This is a genomic window from Streptomyces sp. NPDC037401 (assembly GCF_055602345.1).
Map to the genome: position 1 here is coordinate 48642 of NZ_JBVJWO010000023.1, position 18600 is coordinate 67241.

The window sequence follows — 18600 nt, forward strand, 5'->3', positions numbered from 1 at the left end:
CCCGCACGAGGAGGCCCGCTGATGGCCCGGCGATACGACTGCAACGACGCGACGGACCGCAAGACGGGTCTGCGTGAAGCGGCATCGGCCGTCCGCCGCGGCGAGCTGGTCGTGCTGCCCACCGACACCCTCTACGGGATCGGTGCGGACGCCTTCAGCGCCGAGGCCGTGGCCGACCTGCTGGCCGCCAAGGGCCGTGGCAGGTCCATGCCCACCCCTGTGCTCATCGGCTCGCCGAACACCCTGCACGGGCTCGTCACGGACTTCTCCGAGGCCGCCTGGGAGCTCGTCGACGCCTTCTGGCCCGGCGCGCTGACCCTGGTCGCCCGGCACCAGCCCTCCCTGCAGTGGGACCTGGGGGAGACCGGCGGCACCGTCGCGATCCGGATGCCGCTGCACCCGGTCGCCATCGAGCTGCTCACCGAGGTCGGCCCGATGGCCGTCTCCTCGGCCAACCTCTCCGGACACCCGGCGCCGGAGGACTGCGACGCCGCCCGCGCGATGCTGGGCGACTCCGTCTCCGTGTACCTGGACGGCGGGCCCACGCCCGGCATCGAGCCGTCGTCGATCGTGGACGTCACCGGCAAGGTGCCCGTCCTGCTCCGGGCAGGGGCGCTGACCGCCGAGCAGCTGCGGGAGGTCGTACCCGACCTCGAGGTGGCACCGTGAGCCCTCAGGGGCGTGGCATAGCCGGCACGGACGCGTTCCGCATCCTCCACGTCAGCACGGGCAATGTGTGCCGCTCGCCGATCACCGAGCGGCTCACCCGGCATGCCCTCGCCGACCGGCTCGGCGGCGACCGCCCGGCCGGCGGCCTGATCGTGGAGAGCGCCGGCACCTGGGGCCACGAGGGCGCGCCCATGGAGGCCAACGCCGCGGCCGTCCTGGCGGACTTCGGTGCGGACGCCTCCGGCTTCACCGGCCGCGAACTGCTCGACGAGCACGTCATCCGCGCCGACCTCGTCCTCACCGCCACCCGCGACCACCGCGCCCAGGTCATCTCGATGGGCCACTCGGCGGGCCTGCGCACCTTCACCCTGAAGGAGTTCACCCGCCTGGTCCGCGCCATAGACCCCGCCACGCTCCCGCCCCTGGACGAGGGCATGGCCGAGCGCGCCCGTGCCCTGGTCCGGGCGGCGGCGGCCCTGCGCGGCTGGCTGCTGGCCCCTTCGGCCGAGGCGGACGAGGTGTACGACCCGTACGGCGCGCCGATCTCCTTCTTCCGCTCCATCGGCGACGAGATCAACCAGGCGCTGGACCCGGTGGTCACGGCGCTGACGGGCGTCACCACGCCCCGCTGAGCCGCCGCGGGCGCCCTGCTCGGCGCCGCACCGGGCAGAGCAATCCGGAATGCCCGTATTCGGTGCGTATGGGGTGGTGGCGGCCTACAGTGGGCGTACTGCCCCCACGCGTCGGAGTCGCGCCATGACCACCGTCAGCAACCCCGCCCGCCCGGCCGCCGCCGACTACGACCTCCTGCGCCGCCGTGACCCCGCCATCGCGGACGTTCTCGCGGGCGAGCAGCAGCGCCAGGCCACCGGCCTCCAGATGATCGCCGCCGAGAACTTCACCTCGCCCGCCGTGCTGGCCGCCCTCGGCTCCCCGCTCGCCAACAAGTACGCCGAGGGCTACCCCGGCGCCCGCCACCACGGCGGCTGCGAATACGCCGACGCCGCCGAGCGGATCGCCGTGGAGCGGGCCTGCGCGCTCTTCGGCAGCGAGCACGCCAACGTCCAGCCGCACTCCGGCTCCGCCGCCGTCCTCGCCGCGTACGCCGCACTGCTGCGCCCCGGGGACACCGTGCTCGCGATGGGCCTGCCGTCGGGCGGCCACCTCACCCACGGCTCCCCGGCGAACTTCTCCGGCCGGTGGTTCGACTTCGTCGGGTACGGCGTCGAGGCCGAGAGCGGGCTCATCGACTACGACCAGGTCGAGGCGCTCGCCCGCCGGCACCGCCCCAAGGCCCTCGTCTGCGGCTCGATCTCGTACCCCCGCCACCCCGACTACGCCGCCTTCCGGCAGATCGCCGACGAGGTCGGCGCCTACCTGATCGCCGACGCCGCGCACCCCATCGGGCTCGTCGCCGGGGGAGCGGCGCCCAATCCCGTCCCGTACGCCGACATCGTCTGCGCCACCACGCACAAGGTCCTGCGCGGGCCGCGCGGCGGGATGCTGCTGTGCGGCACGGGCCTCGCCGAGCGGGTCGACCGCGCGGTGTTCCCCTTCACCCAGGGCGGCGCCCAGATGCACACCATCGCCGCGAAGGCCGTCGCGTTCGGCGAGGCGGCGGCGCCGTCGTTCACCACGTACGCCCATCAGGTGGTCACCAATGCGAGGGTTCTGGCGGCGGCGATGGAGGGCGAGGGCCTGCACGTGACGACCGGCGGCACCGACACCCACATGATCACCGCCGATCCCGCCCCGCTCGGCCTCGACGGGCCCGCCGCCCGCCGGCTGCTCGCCGCCGCCGGGATCGTCGTGGACACCTGCGCGCTGCCGTACGGCGCCCAGCGAGGCATCCGGCTGGGCACCGCCTCCGTGACCACCCAGGGCATGGGCCGCGAGGAGATGACCCGGATCGGCACGCTCTTCGGGGCCGCCCTGCGCGGGGACACGGACGTACGGGCCCTCGCGGCCGAGCTGGCGGGGAGATTTCCCCCGTATCCGGACCGGTGAAGGCGGACGGGGTGATCTGCAACCATGTACGGTCCCCCGCATGTCCTCACGTCAGGGGGCATCGCAGCTAATGTGTGGGGCTGAGATGGCCGGCGATACATCTGGGGCAGCCCGTGCGTGAATACCTGCTGACGCTGTGCGTCACGGTCGCGGTGACCTACCTGCTCACCGGACCGGTGCGCAAGTTCGCGATCGCGGCCGGCGCGATGCCGGAGATCCGCGCGCGCGACGTCCACCGCGAGCCGACTCCCCGGCTGGGGGGCATCGCGATGTTCGGCGGTCTGTGCGCCGGCCTGCTGGTCGCCGACCACCTCGAGAACATGAACGGCGTCTTCGAGCTGTCGAACGAGCCACGGGCGCTGCTCTCCGGGGCCGCCCTGATCTGGCTCGTCGGCGTGCTCGACGACAAGTTCGAGATCGACGCCCTGATCAAACTCGGCGCGCAGATGATCGCCGCCGGCGTGATGGTGATGCAGGGTCTGACCATCCTGTGGATCCCCGTCCCGGGTGTCGGGACGGTCGCGCTCACCCAGTGGCAGGGCAACCTGCTCACCGTCGCCCTCGTGGTGATCACCATCAATGCGGTGAACTTCGTCGACGGCCTCGACGGGCTCGCGGCCGGCATGGTCTGCATCGCGTCCGCGGCGTTCTTCCTGTACTCCTACCGGCTCTGGTTCGGGTACGGGATCGAGGCGGCGGCGCCCGCCACCCTGTTCGCGGCCATCCTCATGGGCATGTGCCTGGGCTTCCTGCCGCACAACATGCACCCCGCGCGGATCTTCATGGGCGACTCCGGCTCGATGCTGATCGGCCTGGTGCTGGCCGCCGGCGCGATCTCGATCACGGGCCAGGTGGACCCGGACGCCCTCCAGGTGTGGTTCGCGAGCGAGCGCAGCGCGACCCACGCGATGGTGCCCGTCTTCATCCCGCTGCTGCTGCCGCTGACGATCATCGCGATCCCGATGGCGGACCTGCTGCTGGCGATCGTCCGGCGCACGTGGAACGGCCAGTCGCCGTTCGCCGCGGACCGCGGCCACCTCCACCACCGTCTGCTGGAGATCGGCCACTCGCACAGCCGGGCCGTGCTGATCATGTACTTCTGGTCGGGGCTGGTCGCCTTCGGCGCGGTGGCGTACTCCGTGCACTCCGCCTCCAGCTGGATCGTGCTGGTGCTGCTGGGCCTGAGCGCCGTGGGCCTCGTCCTGCTCCTCCTGCCCCGCTTCAGCCCGCGCACCCCGCACTGGGCGGAGCGCATGGTCCCTCCGCGCTACCGGCACGCCGAACGGGCGGCAGAGGCGGCCCTGGCGGACGCCACGGCCGAGGAGCCGGCCCGCCCGAAGGTCACCGTCGGCGTCTCGGGGGCCAACGGCGCCACGGCCGTCGGCGCCCGCGCCCGCGTGCCCGACCGCGACAGGGCCGAGTCCACCCGCTGACCGCCGGCCGGTCGGCCGGCGCCCGTGCGCGGAGGTCAACGGGACGTGCACGGCGGGCGACGTTTTACCCACGGCAGGTCGACTGAGGGCCGAAACACGGCGTTGACGATTCGGATGTCGGTGCTCAATAGCAGACATAACGACGTCCCGGGGTGCACACACGCGCATGGTCACTCTCATGTGTGACAGTCGGCACACCTGGCAGGTAAAGACCTCATCAAATAGTTTGTGATACCGTTCACTAAACCCGGCGACAGAGCCGAAGGACCGTAGTGCGACGGCCCATCGGCCCGAGGAGCTATCTCGGACCGGGCTTACGCTCGTCCCCGACGAGTACCGTGCCCCCACCACCACGCGGAGCAATTCGCCATGCGCTCTGAAGACACCCGATCCCTCCTGCGTACCGTCGTACCCACTGCTGCCGCCGGCGCTGTTGCCGCCGCGATCAGCGGTGTCGTCGCCGGCGGCAAGGGCGCGCTCGGGGCCGTCGTCGCGACGCTGGTCGTGATCCTCTTCATGGGGATCGGCGTGGTGGTACTCCAGCGCACCGCCAAGTCTCTGCCGCAGCTGTTCCAGGCCATGGGGCTGATGCTCTACACCACCCAGCTGCTGCTGCTGTTCGTTTTCGTCGCCGTGTTCAAGGACACGACGCTGTTCAACCCGAAGGCCTTCGCCGCGACGCTGGTCGCCACCACCCTCGTGTGGATCGGCGCCCAGGCGCGTGCGCACATGAAGGCCAAGATCCTTTACGTCGAGCCGGATTCCGAGAAGGGCGACAAGCCCGGAAACCCGGGGTCTTCGACGTGAAGGGTAGGGGCGGGATAAGTGCGCGTTCGGGATCCTGCTATCGTCCGGTGCCAACTGCGGCATCGCGGGCGCGGGCATCTGAGCTGACGCCTGCTCAAGCGCGAGGCTCACTGCCTGCCGGCCGCCCCCACATTTGCAAGACCAGTCCAGTGCCGAACCGCGGCTTCTCGCCGCGCCGACACAACGAGGTTGCCGTACCTATGCGCCACGCTGAAGGAGCCCGCGGTGAGTGCTGATCAGACCCAGTTGGCCTTTGACTGGAGCTGCCGCATCCTGTCCGACAACGGCTGTGGCTTCCCCGCTCCGGGCCTGCACTCCTTCCTCTTCCAGCCGATCTTCACGGTCGGCGGGTTCGAGTTCAACAAGGTGATGCTGCTCGCCCTGATCACGTCCCTCCTGGTCGTCGCCTTCTTCTGGGCGGCGTTCGGCAAGGCGAAGGTCGTCCCGGGCAAGCTCCAGATGGTCGGCGAGGCCGGTTACGACTTCGTCCGCCGCGGGATCGTCTACGAGACCCTGGGCAAGAAGGAGGGCGAGAAGTACGTCCCCCTCATGGTCTCGCTGTTCTTCTTCATCTGGATCATGAACATCTGGTCCGTGATCCCGCTGGCGCAGTTCCCGGTGTCCTCGATCATCGCGTACCCGATCGTGCTGGCCGCGATCGTCTACGTGGTCTGGGTCTCCCTGACGTTCAAGCGTCACGGCTTCGTCGGGTTCTTCAAGAACGTGACCGGCTACGACAAGTCGCTCGGCCCGGTGCTGCCGCTCGTCATGGTCATCGAGTTCTTCTCGAACCTGATCGTCCGGCCCTTCACCCACGCGGTGCGACTCTTTGCGAACATGTTCGCGGGTCACCTGATGCTGGTCATGTTCACGGTTGCCTCCTGGTACCTGCTGAACGGCGTGATGATCCCCGCCGCCGGTGTCTCCTTCGTGATGACGATCGTCATGATCCTCTTCGAGCTTTTCGTGCAGGCGGTCCAGGCGTACGTGTTCGTGCTCCTCGCTTGCTCCTACATTCAGGGCGCTCTCGCCGAGCACCACTGAGCCAAACCCGCCCCGCAAAACCCCAGTCGTCCGGTGGCCAACCCCCACCGGTCTCTGAAAGAGAAGGAAGATCCGGCATGTCTCAGACCCTTGCAGCCGTCAGCGGTTCCCTCGGCTCCATCGGCTACGGCCTCGCCGCCATCGGCCCCGGCGTCGGCGTCGGCATCATCTTCGGTAACGGCACGCAGGCCCTCGCCCGTCAGCCCGAGGCTGCCGGCCTGATCCGCGCCAACCAGATCCTCGGCTTCGCGTTCTGTGAGGCGCTCGCCCTCATCGGCATCGTTATGCCGTTCGTGTTCGGTAAGTAATCACTTCTTACTGACACTTTTCGACGAAAGGCACTGATGTGATCGCCAACCTGGTTCTGGCGGCCGGAGAAGAGCAGAACCCGCTCGTTCCTCCGGGCCCCGAGCTTCTGATCGGCACCATCGCCTTCGCCATCGTCTTCTTCTTCTTCTGGAAGAAGCTCCTCCCGAACATCAACAAGGTTCTCGAGGAGCGCCGCGAGGCGATCGAGGGTGGCATCGAGAAGGCCGAGGCCGCTCAGACCGAGGCCCAGAGCGTGCTGGAGCAGTACAAGGCCCAGCTCGCCGAGGCCCGCCACGAGGCCGCGCGCCTGCGCCAGGAGGCGCTGGAGCAGGGCACTGCGCTCAAGGAAGAGCTGCGCGCAGAGGGCCAGCGGCAGCGTGAGGAGATCATCGCTGCCGGCCACACCCAGATCGAGGCCGACCGCAAGGCCGCGTCCCAGGCGCTTCGCCAGGACGTCGGCAAGCTGGCCACCGATCTGGCGAGCAAGCTCGTCGGTGAGTCCCTCGAGGACCACGCCCGGCAGAGCCGGACCATCGACCGCTTCCTCGACGAGCTCGAGGAGAAGGCCGAGGCGGCTCGATGACCATGCACGGAGCGAGCCGCGAGGCACTGGCCACCGCAGGCGAGCGTCTCGACGCGCTGACGGACAACACGTCCGTCGACGCCGGGAAGCTCAGCGGTGAGCTGGCTGCCGTCACCGCGCTGCTCGACCGCGAGGTGTCGCTGCGTCGGGTCATCACGGACCCGGCGCAGGCCGGCGAGGCCAAGGCCGAGCTGGCCGGACGCCTGCTGGGCGGACAGGTCGGCGGGGAGACCCTCGACCTGCTGTCCGGCATGGTCCGCTCCCGCTGGTCGCAGTCGCGTGACCTGGTGGACGCGCTGGAGGAGCTGGCGGACACCGCCGAGCTCACCGCCGCCCAGCAGGCAGGCGTTCTCGACAACGTCGAGGACGAGCTGTTCCGCTTCGGGCGGATCGTGTCCTCGAGCACCGAGCTGCGCGCGGCGCTGACCGACCGCACGGCCACCGTCTCCGCCAAGAGCGGGCTGCTGCGCAGCCTGCTCGGCGGCAAGGCGAACGCCGTCACCGAGCGTCTGGTCACCCGTCTCGTCACTCACCCGCGTGGCCGTAGCCTGGAAGGGGGACTCGAGTCCCTCTCCAAGCTCGCCGCTGCGCGGCGTGACCGCATGGTCGCCACGGTGACCACCGCGGTTCCGCTCAGCGACGTGCAGAAGCAGCGTCTCGGCGCGGTGCTGGCCAAGCTGTACGGCCGCCAGATGCACCTGAACCTCGACGTGGACCAGGCGGTCCTCGGCGGGATCTCGGTGCGGGTCGGTGACGAGGTCATCGACGGCAGCCTCTCGGAGCGTCTCGCAGAGGCGTCCCGGCGCATGGCCGGCTGACCAAGCCACCACAAGCAGAAAAGCATTTCCAGCGGCCCGGTTGGGCCGTGCAGAACTTGCAGAAGATTCCTGGGGGCCGCCCCCAGACCCCTAAGAAGCTTCAGGCCCAACAAGGAGAGCAGGGAACCCAGATGGCGGAGCTCACGATCCGGCCGGAGGAGATCCGGGACGCGCTGGAGAACTTTGTCCAGTCGTACAAGCCGGACGCGGCCTCGCGCGAGGAGGTCGGAACGGTCAGCGTTGCCGGCGACGGCATCGCGAAGGTGGAGGGCCTGCCCTCCGCCATGGCGAACGAGCTGCTGAAGTTCGAGGACGGCACCCTCGGTCTCGCCCTCAACCTCGAGGAGCGCGAGATCGGTGCGGTCGTCCTCGGCGAGTTCAGCGGTATCGAGGAGGGCCAGCCGGTGCAGCGCACCGGTGAGGTTCTCTCCGTCGGCGTCGGCGAGGGCTACCTCGGCCGCGTCGTCGACCCGCTCGGCAACCCGATCGACGGTCTCGGCGAGATCGCGACCGAAGGCCGCCGCGCCCTCGAGCTGCAGGCCCCCGGCGTCATGGTCCGCAAGTCGGTCCACGAGCCCATGCAGACCGGCTACAAGGCCATCGACGCCATGGTGCCCGTCGGCCGTGGCCAGCGTCAGCTGATCATCGGCGACCGTCAGACCGGCAAGACCGCGCTGGCCGTCGACACGATCATCAACCAGCGCGACAACTGGCGCTCCGGCGACGTGAACAAGCAGGTCCGCTGCATCTACGTCGCCATCGGCCAGAAGGGCTCGACCATCGCGTCCGTTCGCGGCGCCCTGGAAGACGCCGGCGCGCTCGAGTACACGACGATCGTCGCCGCCCCGGCGTCCGACCCGGCCGGCTTCAAGTACCTGGCGCCGTACACCGGCTCCGCCATCGGCCAGCACTGGATGTACGCCGGCAAGCACGTCCTGATCATCTTCGACGACCTGTCGAAGCAGGCCGACGCCTACCGCGCCGTGTCGCTGCTGCTGCGCCGCCCGCCGGGCCGTGAGGCCTACCCGGGCGACGTCTTCTACCTGCACTCCCGTCTGCTGGAGCGCTGCGCGAAGCTCTCCGACGACATGGGTGCCGGTTCGATGACCGGTCTGCCGATCGTCGAGACCAAGGCGAACGACGTGTCGGCGTTCATCCCGACCAACGTCATCTCCATCACCGACGGCCAGTGCTTCCTGGAGTCCGACCTGTTCAACGCGGGCCAGCGCCCGGCGCTGAACGTCGGTATCTCGGTCTCCCGCGTCGGTGGCTCCGCCCAGCACAAGGCCATGAAGCAGGTTTCCGGCCGTCTGCGCCTGGACCTCGCCCAGTACCGTGAGCTGGAGGCGTTCGCCGCCTTCGGTTCCGACCTGGACGCCGCGTCGAAGGCTGCACTGGAGCGCGGCAAGCGTCTGGTCGAGCTGCTGAAGCAGGGCCAGTACCAGCCGATGCCCGTCGAGGAGCAGGTCGTCTCCGTCTGGGCCGGCACCACCGGCAAGATGGACGACGTCCCGGTCAACGACATCCGTCGCTTCGAGTCGGAGCTGCTGGAGCACCTGCGGGTCAGCCGCAAGGACCTCCTCACCTCGATCGCCGATGGCGGCAAGATGTCGGACGACACCCTGCAGTCCGTCGCCGACGCCATCGCCGACTTCAAGAAGCAGTTCGAGACCTCGGACGGCAAGCTCCTGGGCGAGGACGCTCCGGCGGCCGTCAACGTCTCCAAGTGACGACGGAAGGGACCTGACTCATGGGAGCGCAGCTCCGGGTCTACAAGCGTCGCATCCGTGCCGTCACGGCGACCAAGAAGATCACCAAGGCGATGGAGATGATCGCCGCCTCGCGCATCGTCAAGGCGCAGCGCCAGGTGGCGGCATCGACGCCGTACGCGACCGAGCTCACCCGTGCGGTGACCGCGGTGGCGACCGGTTCGAACACCAAGCACGCCCTGACGACCGAGGTCGAGACGCCGACCCGTGCCGCGGTTCTGCTCATCACGAGCGACCGCGGTCTGGCCGGCGGCTACTCCTCCAACGCCATCAAGCAGGCGGAGCGGCTCACCGAGCGGCTGCGCGGCGAGGGCAAGGAGGTCGACACCTACATCGTCGGCCGCAAGGGTCTGGCCTACTACGGCTTCCGCGAGCGCAAGGTCGCGGATTCGTGGACCGGCTTCACCGACAGCCCGGCCTACGCCGACGCCAAGCGCGTCGCGGGACCGCTGATCGAGGCCATCCAGACGGAGACGGCCGAGGGCGGCGTGGACGAGCTGCACATCGTCTACACGGAGTTCGTGTCGATGATGACGCAGAGCGCGGTCGACGGCCGGATGCTGCCGCTCAGCCTCGACCAGGCCACGGAGGAGACGGGGACGAAGGCCGAAGTCCTTCCCCTGTTCGACTTCGAGCCGTCGGCGGAGGACGTCCTCGACGCGCTTCTGCCGCGCTACGTCGAGAGCCGCATCTACAACGCACTGCTGCAGGCTGCCGCTTCCGAGCACGCCGCCCGCCGCCGCGCGATGAAGTCGGCGACCGACAATGCCGGGGATCTCATCAAGAGCCTCTCCCGGCTTGCCAACGCGGCCCGCCAGGCCGAAATCACCCAGGAAATCAGCGAGATCGTCGGTGGCGCGAGCGCCATGGCTGACGCGACCGCGGGGAGTGACAAGTAATGACGACCACTGTTGAGACGGCCGCCGCCACGGGCCGCGTCGCCCGGGTCATCGGCCCGGTCGTCGACGTGGAGTTCCCCGTCGACGCCATGCCCGAGATCTACAACGCCCTCAAGGTCCAGGTCGCAGACCCGGCCGAGGACGGCAAGCTCAAGACCCTGACCCTCGAGGTCGCGCAGCACCTGGGTGACGGCCTCGTCCGTACCATCTCGATGCAGCCGACCGACGGCCTGGTCCGCCAGGCCCCGGTGACCGACACGGGCACGGGCATCACCGTTCCCGTCGGTGACTTCACCAAGGGCAAGGTCTTCAACACCCTGGGTGAGGTGCTCAACTACCCGGAGGCGAACGCCGAGGTCACCGAGCGCTGGGCCATCCACCGCAAGGCGCCCCGCTTCGACGAGCTCGAGTCGAAGACCGAGATGTTCGAGACCGGCGTCAAGGTCATCGACCTTCTCACCCCGTACGTCAAGGGTGGAAAGATCGGTCTGTTCGGTGGTGCCGGTGTCGGCAAGACCGTTCTGATCCAGGAAATGATCTACCGCGTCGCCAACAACCACGACGGTGTGTCGGTGTTCGCGGGCGTCGGTGAGCGTACCCGTGAGGGCAACGACCTCATCGAGGAAATGGCCGACTCGGGCGTCATCGACAAGACGGCGCTCGTCTTCGGCCAGATGGACGAGCCCCCGGGCACCCGTCTGCGCGTCGCGCTCGCCGGTCTGACCATGGCGGAGTACTTCCGCGATGTTCAGAAGCAGGACGTGCTCTTCTTCATCGACAACATCTTCCGGTACACCCAGGCGGGTTCCGAGGTGTCGACCCTGCTCGGCCGCATGCCCTCCGCGGTGGGTTACCAGCCGAACCTGGCCGACGAGATGGGTCTCCTCCAGGAGCGCATCACCTCGACCCGTGGTCACTCGATCACCTCGATGCAGGCGATCTACGTCCCCGCGGACGACCTGACCGACCCTGCGCCGGCGACCACCTTCGCCCACCTCGACGCGACGACGGTTCTTTCCCGTCCGATCTCCGAGAAGGGCATCTACCCGGCCGTGGACCCGCTGGACTCGACGTCCCGCATCCTCGACCCGCGGTACATCGCGGCGGACCACTACGCCACGGCGATGCGCGTCAAGGGGATCCTCCAGAAGTACAAGGACCTCCAGGACATCATCGCGATCCTCGGTATCGACGAGCTGGGCGAGGAGGACAAGCTGGTTGTCCACCGTGCCCGTCGTGTCGAGCGCTTCCTGTCGCAGAACACGCACGTCGCCAAGCAGTTCACCGGCGTCGACGGTTCGGACGTCCCGCTCGACGAGTCGATCACCGCGTTCAACGCGATCTGCGACGGTGACTACGACCACTTCCCCGAGCAGGCGTTCTTCCTCTGCGGTGGCATCGAGGACCTGAAGGCCAATGCCAAGGAGCTGGGCGTCTCCTGAAGCCGCGCTCATCCGTGAGCACAGCTGACTGACGGAGAGGGGCGGGTGTGTCCCGTCCCTCTCCCCACGCCCATTAGAATTTGACCCAACACCCGGCCGACCCGCCGGGTGGAGACCCGAGGAGCCACCTTGGCTGCTGAGCTGCACGTCGAGCTGGTCGCCGCGGACCGCAGTGTCTGGTCCGGCGAGGCCACTCTCGTTGTCGCGCGCACCACGTCCGGCGACATCGGCGTCATGCCCGGTCACCAGCCGCTGCTCGGTGTGCTGGAATCGGGCCCGGTGACCATCCGTACCACCGAGGGTGGAACCGTCGTCGCTGCTGTGCACGGCGGATTCATCTCCTTCGCCGACAACAAGCTCTCGCTGCTCGCGGAAATCGCCGAGCTTGCCGACGAGATTGATGTCCAGCGTGCGGAGCGGGCACTGGAGCGCGCCAAGTCGGAGGCCAACGCGGCCGCCGAGCGTCGCGCCGAAGTCCGGCTGCGTGCGGTGACGGGGTCCTGACCCCGTTACCGGAAGAGCTTTACCCTCTCAGCCGCGGCCCGCTGGAATTTTCCAGGCGGGGTCGCGGCTGAGGCGATGCAGGTGCACGTGACGGTGCTGTTGTCATAGCGTCATTCGGATGAGCGAGGAGGTCGGTGAAGATGCTCCTCGCTCTGCTTGTGAGCGGCCTGGTCGTCGCCGTGGTGGTGATCGGCCTTTTCGTCTTCGGTCTGCGACGGAGGCTGATCCAGCGCTCGGGCGGCACGTTCGACTGCAGCCTGCGCTGGGACGTGCCCGAGGAGACCGACCTGTCCGGCAAGGGCTGGGTCTACGGGGTCGCCCGGTACAGCGGCGACCGCATCGAGTGGTTCCGCGTCTTCAGCTACTCCCCGCGGCCGCGCCGGCTGCTGGAGCGCTCCTCGATCGAGGTGCTCGCCCGTCGCGCGCCCGAGGGCGAGGAAGAGCTCGCCCTGCTGTCCGACGCCGTCGTGCTCGGCTGTCTCCACCAGGGGACCCGCCTGGAGCTGGCGATGAGCGAGGACGCCCTGACCGGATTCCTCGCCTGGCTGGAGGCCGCGCCTCCCGGGCAGCGCGTCAATGTGGCCTGACCCGGTCTGATCCGGCTTGATCCGGTCTTGCGGCGCCGCCGTGCTTACCCCTTCCGGGCGGGATCGTTGGGCCGGACGGCTGCACCGCGGTGACGCGTGCGCCGCCGGATTCGTTGTGCTGCGGAACGTACGCCCGTACGTTCCTCACAGGAACGAGGTCCGCGCCCCATGACGTCCCCCCGAGTCTTCCGCCTGTCTTCCGCCACCGCCTCCCTCATCCTTGCCGCCGGCGTGCTCACGCTCGGCGGGGCCTCCGCGCACGCCGCGCCGGGCGTGCTGTGCGACGACGGCGTGTGGGCGCTGCCCGGCGGCCTGTACACCGTGTGCGAGAACGGTGACTTTGTGGTCCACGAGTGCCCGCCCGGCAGCTCGGCGGTCCAGATCGACCACGGCATCGCCACCTGCGAGTGGGACGACTGAGGCCCGCCCGCGGCAGGAGTCCGCACGGCAGAAGCCGGGGAGCGGGGGGCGGACCCCTCTCCCCGGCTTCCGTTCGGGAGCGGCCGGCTACTGCAGACCGGTGTGGACGGCGTTCGCGAGCTCACCGTTGGCGGTGTCCCCGCTGAATTCCCAGAAGAAGGCTCCCTTGAGCCCCTGCTGCTTGGCCCAGGTCATCTTTCCGGCGACGGTGGCGGGGGTGTCGTAGCTCCACCAGTTGCTGCCGCACTTGGCGTAGGCCGTGCCGGCGATCGTGCCGGTGGCCGGGCAGGTGTTCTTGAGGACCTTGTAGTCCTCGATGCCCTGCTCGTAGGTGCCGGCGGCGGGGCCGGTGGCGGTGCCGCCGGGGGCCGCCTGGGTGACGCCGGTCCAGCCGCGGCCGTAGAAGCCGATGCCGAGGTTCAGCTTGGAGCCGGGGATTCCCTTGCCCTTGAGCTTGACGATCGCGGCCTCGGAGTTGAAGCCGTCCTGCGGGATGCCGGCGTACGCGGTGAGCGGGGAGTGCGGGGCCGTCGGGCCCTGCGCCGCCCAGGCGCCGAAGAAGTCGTACGTCATGACGTTGTAGAAGTCGGTGTACTGGGCCGCGCCCGCGTAGTCCGCTGCGTCCAGCTTGCCGCCGTTGGAGCCGTCGGCGGAGATGGCCGCGGTGACCAGGTTGTTCGCGCCGAACTTGGCCCGCATGGCCTGCATCATGTTCTTGAAGGAGGCCGGACCCGAGGTGTCGCAGGACAGGCCGCAGGCGTTCGGGTACTCCCAGTCGAGGTCGATGCCGTCGAAGACGTCGGCCCAGCGCGGGTCCTCGACGAGGTCGTAGCAGGACTGGGCGAAGGCCGCCGGGTTCTGTACGGCCTGGCCGAAGCCGCCGGACCAGGTCCAGCCGCCGAAGGACCACAGGACCTTGATGTGCGGGTACTGGGCCTTGAGCTTGCGGAGCTGGTTGAAGTTGCCGCGCAGCGGCTGGTCCCAGGTGTCGGCCTTGCCGTCGACGCTCTGGTCGGCGGTGTACGCCTTGTCGTAGTCGGCGTAGGAGTCGCCGATGGTGCACCTGCCGCCCTGGACGTTGCCGAAGGCGTAGTTGATGTGCGTGATCTTGGCGGCGGAGCCGGAGGTGACCAGGTTCTTCACGTGGTAGTTGCGGCCGTAGACGCCCCAGTTGGTGAAGTAGCCGAGCTTGACCCTGGCGCCCGGGTCCGGGTTGCCACCGCCCCCTGCCGTGGTGACCGACAGGCTGCCGGAGGCCGGGCCGGTCTGGTCGGCGGTGTCGCGGGCCACGACGCTGTACGTGTACGTGGTGCCCTTGGTCAGGCCGGTGTCCGCGTGCGTGGTGCCGGTGACGGTCGCGATCTTGGCGGAGCCGCGGTAGACGTCGTAGTTCTTGATGCCCTTGTCGTCGGTGGCGGCGGCCCAGTTCAGGGTCAGGGAGGTCTCGCCGACGTTGGAGGCGGTGGGGGTGCCGGGGGCCGTCGGGGGAGTATCGCCGGGCTGGCTGCCGCCGTCACAGGAGGCGCCGTTGATCTTGCACCCGCTGGGGGCACCGCTGCCCGCGCCGTTGAAGCCGAAGCTGGCGGTGGCCCCGGGGGCGAGGGTGCCGTTCCAGCCGAGGTTCTTGGCGGTCCAGTGGTTTCCGCTGCTGGTGACGGTCGCGTCCCAGGCCGAGGTGACGCGGGTGCCCGAGGGGTAGTCCCACTCCACGGTCCAGCTGGTGAGGGTGGTGGTGCCGGTGTTCTTGACCGTCCACTTGCCTTCGAAGCCGCTGCCCCAGTCGGAGACCTTCGTGTAGGTGGCCGTCGCCGAGGTCGCGGCCTGGGCGGGGGAGGCCAGGCCGACGAGTCCGGCGACGGGCAGGGCGAAGGCGGCGACGGCGGCCGCGACCTTCGAGAAGAAGCGCATGCGGTGTCGTGGGGGGGAAGCTGTGCTCAAGGGTGCTCCTCCGTAGGTCCGTCGCGCCGGTGGGCCGGCTGCGACATGGGGGTGGGACCTGCGCCGCCCGTGAGCACGCTTTGTCATGGCACGCTCACCACAGTGTTGCGGTGAGACTAGAAAGGTCTGGACCAAGCGTCAAGAGGTCCAGACCTCCTTGCGAGGGCCTTGCGACGTCTTCTCTAGATTCCCAACTCCTGTGCGAGCACTGCGGCTTGGACCCGGCTGCGCAGCTCCAGCTTCCCCAGCAGCCGGCTGACGTGCGTCTTCGCCGTGGCCTCTGCCATGTCCAGCCGGGCCGCGATCTCGGCGTTGGACATCCCCTGGCCCAGGCAGGAGAGCACCTCGCGCTCCCGCCGGGTCAGCGCGGCCACCGCGGCCGACTCCGCCTCGCTCACGCTCCGTACGGGCCTCGGCGCGGCGAACTCCGCGATCAGGCGCCGGGTCACGGCCGGGGCGATCAGCCCCTCGCCGCGCGCGACCGTCCGCACGGCCTCGATCAGCTCCCGGGCGTCCGCGTTCTTGAGCAGGAACCCGGACGCCCCCGCGCGCAGCGCCCCGAAGACGTACTCGTCCAGGTCGAACGTCGTCAGCACCAGCACGTCGGCCAGCCCCTCCGCGACCACCTGACGGGTCGCGGAGACCCCGTCCAGCCGGGGCATCTGGACGTCCATCAGCACGAGGTCCGGCCGCAGTTCGCGGGCCAGCCGGACCGCCTCCTCGCCGTCCGCGGCCTCCCCGGCCACTTCGATGTCGCCCGCGCTGCGCAGGATCAGCACCAGCCCCGCACGTACCGCCGACTGGTCTTCCGCGACCACCGCCCGGATGACCTCGCTGCTCATGCGTCCACCGCCTTCTCCTCGGCGGGCAAGGCCGCCCGCACCTGCCACACCGTGCCCGCCGGGCCGGCTGGGCCCGCTTCGAATTCCCCGCCGAGCAGCTCCGTCCGCTCGCGCATGCCCACCAGACCGGCCCCCGAGCCCGGTGCGCGCGGGCCCGGCCGGTCGCCGTACGGGCTGTCGATCCGTACGGTCAGCAGGGCGCCGGAGCGGCCGATCCGGACCCGTACCGTGCCCGGTGCCGCGTGCTTGAGGGCGTTGGTCAGCGACTCCTGCACGATCCGGTACGCCGCCAGCTCCACCGGCGCGGGCAGCGGCTCTCCGCCGGGCGGCCGGCTGTCCTCCAGGACGAACTCCAGGCCGTCCGCCGCTCCCGCCGTGCGGTTCTGCGCGAGCAGGGCCGCCAGGCCGTCCAGGGAGGGCACGGCGACCGGCTCCTGCTCGGCCCCGGCCTGCCGCAGCAGGCCGATCAGCCGGCGCATCTCGGCCAGTCCCTGCACGCTGTTCTCCCGGATCACCCCGAGCGCGTCCCGGCTGGTGTCGGCGGAGTCGATGGACAGCGCCGCGGTGGAGTGGATGGCGATGGCCGAGAGGTGGTTGGCGACCATGTCGTGCAGCTCGCGGGCCATCCGCGCCCGCTCGGCGACGACGGCCGCCTTCCGGTCCATCTCGGCCAGCAGCGCGGTCTGCTCGGCCCGCAGCCGGGCGGCCTCGGCGGCCTCCCGGTGGTTGCGCAGGGTGGCCCCGGTGACCGCCGGGCCGAAGCAGACGATGCCGGTGACCACGCCGATCAGCACCGACTGCGGGGTGCGCAGCCAGGCCACGGAGACCAGGGTCACGGCGATGGTGATCACGCCGGTGGTGATCGGCAGCCGGCGGGCCATGGCCGGGTGCCCGTAGACCACGGCGGCGTACATGATGTCGGTGAACATGAAGACGGTGGCCAGATTGCCCACCGTGCACTGGTCCGCGATCACCGCCGCGGTGCCGATGAGCAGCACGGTCTGCGGGGCGGTCCGGCGGAAGAGCTCCAGTGCGCCCATGACCGCCATGGGCACCAGGGCGGCCCAGGCGGGCAGCAGCCGCACACCGGTGGTGTACAGGCCGAGTGCCCACAGGAGCAGGCCGGCGAGCGTGCTGATCACGGAGATCAGCACGTCGTGGCGGTGGGGGCGGAAGGGTGGCAGCGGCACGGGACCATCCAACACGGTGCGGGCGGCGGGGGCCTCGGCGCGGCAGGTGAATCGGGTGCGCTGCGGCGTACATCGAAGGATGCAGTCGCACCTCGTCGGTACAGACGACGATCCGGGCCCGGCGCCGGGGGACGCTGGAAGCGATCGTCCACCGAACCCGCCTTACCGCCTGAACGGAGAACGCTGTGATCGTCGCGCTGATCGTCGCCTGCGAGGTCGGCTTCTGGGTGCTGCTGGCCGCCGGACTGGCCCTGCGCTACCTCGCGAAGATGCCCCGGCTGGGGGCGGCGGTCCTGCTGGTCGAGCCGCTGCTCGAGCTCGTCCTGCTGGTCGTCACCACCCTCGACCTGAAGAACGGTGCCTCACCGGACTGGAAGCACGGCCTGGCCGCCCTGTACATCGGCTACACCGTCGCCTACGGCCACTACACGATCAAGTGGCTCGACGGGCACGCGGCGTACCGCTTCGGGGACGGCCCGAAGCCGGCCGGCGCCGGCTACGGCAAGGCGCGCGCCGTCCACGAGTGGAAGCTGGTCGGGCGCACGCTGATCGCCGCCGTCGTGGCGTACGGCCTGCTCCAGGCGGCCGTCTGGTACGTCGGCGGCGCCGGGGACACCAGCTCGCTGGAGTCCTGGCAGTACGCGGCCCTGCGGGTCCTCGGGATCCACGCGCTGATCGCCGTGGGCTACACCGTCTGGCCGAAGAAGGCCCCGGCCCGAGCCGGGGCCCCCGGGAACTAGGTCGTGCCCCTAACGCTCGCCGCCGGGCACCCAGAGAACGTCCCCGACCTCCTTGTTGGCCGTCCTGGCCAGGATGAACAGGAGGTCGGAGAGGCGGTTCAGGTAGGTGGCGGTGAGCGGGTTCATGACCTCGCCGTGGACCTCCAGGGCGGCCCAGGTGGAGCGCTCGGCGCGGCGGACCACCGTGCAGGCCTGGTGCAGGAGCGCCGCGCCCGCGGTGCCGCCCGGCAGGATGAAGCTGCGCAGCTTCTCCAGGTCCTCGTTGAAGCGGTCGCAGTCCGCCTCGAGCTTGTCGATGTAGAACTGCTCGACCCGCAGGGGCGGGTACTCCGGGTTCTCGGCGACCGGGGTCGCGAGGTCCGCGCCGACGTCGAAGAGGTCGTTCTGCACGCGGGTCAGGACCGCGAGGACCTCCGCGGGCAGCGAGCCCAGGGCGATGGCCGTGCCGATGACGGCGTTCGCCTCGTTGGCGTCGGCGTAGGCGGAGATCCGCAGGTCCGTCTTGGCCGTGCGGCTCATGTCCCCCAGGGCGGTGGTGCCCTTGTCACCGGTGCGGGTGTAGATGCGCGTCAGATTCACCATGCGGTCAGCCTAGTCAC

20 protein-coding genes are annotated in these 18600 nt (G+C 69.8%); 16 read left to right on the forward strand and 4 right to left on the reverse strand.

Annotation, left to right across the window (positions count from 1 at the left end; all coding sequences use genetic code 11):
* Nucleotides 1-21 precede the first annotated feature (21 nt).
* The 15 genes from ACZ7H1_RS23975 (at nt 22) to ACZ7H1_RS24045 (ending at nt 13291) form a co-directional block, all read left to right on the forward strand.
* Complete coding sequence (locus ACZ7H1_RS23975; protein ID WP_470789453.1) at nt 22-669, forward strand: L-threonylcarbamoyladenylate synthase; 648 nt, start codon at nt 22-24, stop codon at nt 667-669.
* Entirely contained in the window at nt 666-1301 is a 636-nt protein-coding gene (locus ACZ7H1_RS23980; RefSeq protein WP_470789455.1) for an arsenate reductase/protein-tyrosine-phosphatase family protein, read from the forward strand. The genes ACZ7H1_RS23975 and ACZ7H1_RS23980 overlap by 4 nt, the downstream gene beginning before the upstream one ends.
* Before the next feature lie 124 nt (nt 1302-1425).
* Nucleotides 1426-2676: a serine hydroxymethyltransferase gene (locus ACZ7H1_RS23985; RefSeq protein ID WP_470789457.1), complete on the forward strand. Its 1251-nt coding sequence runs from the start codon at nt 1426-1428 to the stop codon at nt 2674-2676.
* Between the two features lie 113 nt (nt 2677-2789).
* Nucleotides 2790-4109 carry an MraY family glycosyltransferase gene (locus tag ACZ7H1_RS23990; protein WP_470789459.1) on the forward strand — a complete coding sequence of 440 codons (1320 nt, stop codon included), beginning with the start codon at nt 2790-2792 and terminating at the stop codon, nt 4107-4109.
* Nucleotides 4110-4478: 369 nt separating this feature from the next.
* Nucleotides 4479-4916 (forward strand): hypothetical protein, encoded by a 438-nt coding sequence (locus ACZ7H1_RS23995; protein ID WP_470789460.1) that lies wholly within the window; start codon nt 4479-4481, stop codon nt 4914-4916.
* A 273-nt stretch (nt 4917-5189) separates the two neighbouring features.
* Complete coding sequence (gene atpB / locus ACZ7H1_RS24000; protein ID WP_470789559.1) at nt 5190-5960, forward strand: F0F1 ATP synthase subunit A; 771 nt, start codon at nt 5190-5192, stop codon at nt 5958-5960.
* A gap of 77 nt (nt 5961-6037) precedes the next feature.
* Nucleotides 6038-6268 carry an ATP synthase F0 subunit C gene (gene atpE / locus ACZ7H1_RS24005; RefSeq protein ID WP_328968503.1) on the forward strand — a complete coding sequence of 77 codons (231 nt, stop codon included), beginning with the start codon at nt 6038-6040 and terminating at the stop codon, nt 6266-6268.
* A 38-nt stretch (nt 6269-6306) separates the two neighbouring features.
* On the forward strand, nt 6307-6852 hold the full coding sequence (locus ACZ7H1_RS24010; RefSeq protein ID WP_470789461.1) for a F0F1 ATP synthase subunit B: 546 nt from the start codon (nt 6307-6309) through the stop codon (nt 6850-6852).
* Nucleotides 6853-6854: 2 nt separating this feature from the next.
* Entirely contained in the window at nt 6855-7670 is an 816-nt protein-coding gene (locus tag ACZ7H1_RS24015; RefSeq protein WP_470789561.1) for a F0F1 ATP synthase subunit delta, read from the forward strand.
* Between the two features lie 131 nt (nt 7671-7801).
* Complete coding sequence (atpA, locus tag ACZ7H1_RS24020) at nt 7802-9400, forward strand: F0F1 ATP synthase subunit alpha (RefSeq protein WP_470789462.1); 1599 nt, start codon at nt 7802-7804, stop codon at nt 9398-9400.
* 20 nt (nt 9401-9420) lie between these two features.
* Nucleotides 9421-10338, forward strand: coding sequence for a F0F1 ATP synthase subunit gamma (locus tag ACZ7H1_RS24025; protein ID WP_470789464.1), 918 nt, complete (start codon nt 9421-9423; stop codon nt 10336-10338).
* A complete protein-coding gene (atpD, locus tag ACZ7H1_RS24030; protein ID WP_470789465.1) occupies nt 10338-11780 on the forward strand; it encodes a F0F1 ATP synthase subunit beta in 1443 nt (480 codons plus the stop codon). Before ACZ7H1_RS24025 ends, atpD begins: the two co-directional genes overlap by 1 nt.
* 129 nt (nt 11781-11909) lie before the next feature.
* A complete protein-coding gene (locus ACZ7H1_RS24035) occupies nt 11910-12284 on the forward strand; it encodes a F0F1 ATP synthase subunit epsilon (protein ID WP_468135083.1) in 375 nt (124 codons plus the stop codon).
* 140 nt (nt 12285-12424) lie between these two features.
* Nucleotides 12425-12871, forward strand: a complete 447-nt coding sequence (locus ACZ7H1_RS24040) for a DUF2550 domain-containing protein (protein ID WP_470789466.1) — start codon at nt 12425-12427, stop codon at nt 12869-12871.
* A 168-nt stretch (nt 12872-13039) separates the two neighbouring features.
* Nucleotides 13040-13291: a hypothetical protein gene (locus tag ACZ7H1_RS24045; protein ID WP_470789468.1), complete on the forward strand. Its 252-nt coding sequence runs from the start codon at nt 13040-13042 to the stop codon at nt 13289-13291.
* An 87-nt stretch (nt 13292-13378) separates the two neighbouring features.
* Here the strand turns inward: ACZ7H1_RS24045 and ACZ7H1_RS24050 are convergent, their stop codons facing one another.
* The 3 genes from ACZ7H1_RS24050 to ACZ7H1_RS24060 all read right to left on the reverse strand — a co-directional run bounded on the left by ACZ7H1_RS24050 (nt 13379) and on the right by ACZ7H1_RS24060 (nt 17261).
* Nucleotides 13379-15199, reverse strand: coding sequence for a glycosyl hydrolase family 18 protein (locus ACZ7H1_RS24050; RefSeq protein WP_470789563.1), 1821 nt, complete (start codon nt 15197-15199; stop codon nt 13379-13381).
* A gap of 212 nt (nt 15200-15411) precedes the next feature.
* Nucleotides 15412-16071: a response regulator gene (locus tag ACZ7H1_RS24055; RefSeq protein WP_470789469.1), complete on the reverse strand. Its 660-nt coding sequence runs from the start codon at nt 16069-16071 to the stop codon at nt 15412-15414.
* Nucleotides 16068-17261 (reverse strand): sensor histidine kinase, encoded by a 1194-nt coding sequence (locus tag ACZ7H1_RS24060; protein ID WP_470789470.1) that lies wholly within the window; start codon nt 17259-17261, stop codon nt 16068-16070. Before ACZ7H1_RS24060 ends, ACZ7H1_RS24055 begins: the two co-directional genes overlap by 4 nt.
* A 185-nt stretch (nt 17262-17446) precedes the next feature.
* Between ACZ7H1_RS24060 and ACZ7H1_RS24065 the strand changes: the two genes are divergently transcribed.
* Nucleotides 17447-18001 (forward strand): hypothetical protein, encoded by a 555-nt coding sequence (locus ACZ7H1_RS24065; protein ID WP_470789472.1) that lies wholly within the window; start codon nt 17447-17449, stop codon nt 17999-18001.
* 9 nt (nt 18002-18010) lie between these two features.
* Here ACZ7H1_RS24065 and ACZ7H1_RS24070 read toward each other — a convergent pair whose 3' ends face one another.
* The gene (locus ACZ7H1_RS24070; protein WP_470789473.1) at nt 18011-18583 is read right to left on the reverse strand and encodes a cob(I)yrinic acid a,c-diamide adenosyltransferase; all 573 of its coding nucleotides are present in this window, start codon (nt 18581-18583) and stop codon (nt 18011-18013) included.
* Between the last annotated feature and the right edge of the window lie 17 nt (nt 18584-18600).

Bases quoted from the DNA above. Each gene is read 5' to 3' on its own strand.
- atpE (WP_328968503.1), top strand. From the start codon at position 6,038: ATGTCTCAGACCCTTGCAGCCGTCAGCGGTTCCCTCGGCTCCATCGGC.
- atpD (WP_470789465.1), top strand. From the start codon at position 10,338: ATGACGACCACTGTTGAGACGGCCGCCGCCACGGGCCGCGTCGCCCGG.
- ACZ7H1_RS24025 (WP_470789464.1), top strand. From the start codon at position 9,421: ATGGGAGCGCAGCTCCGGGTCTACAAGCGTCGCATCCGTGCCGTCACG.
- ACZ7H1_RS24015 (WP_470789561.1), top strand. From the start codon at position 6,855: ATGCACGGAGCGAGCCGCGAGGCACTGGCCACCGCAGGCGAGCGTCTC.
- ACZ7H1_RS24045 (WP_470789468.1), top strand. From the start codon at position 13,040: ATGACGTCCCCCCGAGTCTTCCGCCTGTCTTCCGCCACCGCCTCCCTC.
- ACZ7H1_RS24040 (WP_470789466.1), top strand. From the start codon at position 12,425: ATGCTCCTCGCTCTGCTTGTGAGCGGCCTGGTCGTCGCCGTGGTGGTG.
- ACZ7H1_RS23995 (WP_470789460.1), top strand. From the start codon at position 4,479: ATGCGCTCTGAAGACACCCGATCCCTCCTGCGTACCGTCGTACCCACT.
- ACZ7H1_RS24050 (WP_470789563.1), bottom strand. From the start codon at position 15,199: ATGCGCTTCTTCTCGAAGGTCGCGGCCGCCGTCGCCGCCTTCGCCCTG.
- ACZ7H1_RS24055 (WP_470789469.1), bottom strand. From the start codon at position 16,071: ATGAGCAGCGAGGTCATCCGGGCGGTGGTCGCGGAAGACCAGTCGGCG.
- atpA (WP_470789462.1), top strand. From the start codon at position 7,802: ATGGCGGAGCTCACGATCCGGCCGGAGGAGATCCGGGACGCGCTGGAG.
- ACZ7H1_RS23985 (WP_470789457.1), top strand. From the start codon at position 1,426: ATGACCACCGTCAGCAACCCCGCCCGCCCGGCCGCCGCCGACTACGAC.
- ACZ7H1_RS23975 (WP_470789453.1), top strand. From the start codon at position 22: ATGGCCCGGCGATACGACTGCAACGACGCGACGGACCGCAAGACGGGT.
- ACZ7H1_RS24070 (WP_470789473.1), bottom strand. From the start codon at position 18,583: ATGGTGAATCTGACGCGCATCTACACCCGCACCGGTGACAAGGGCACC.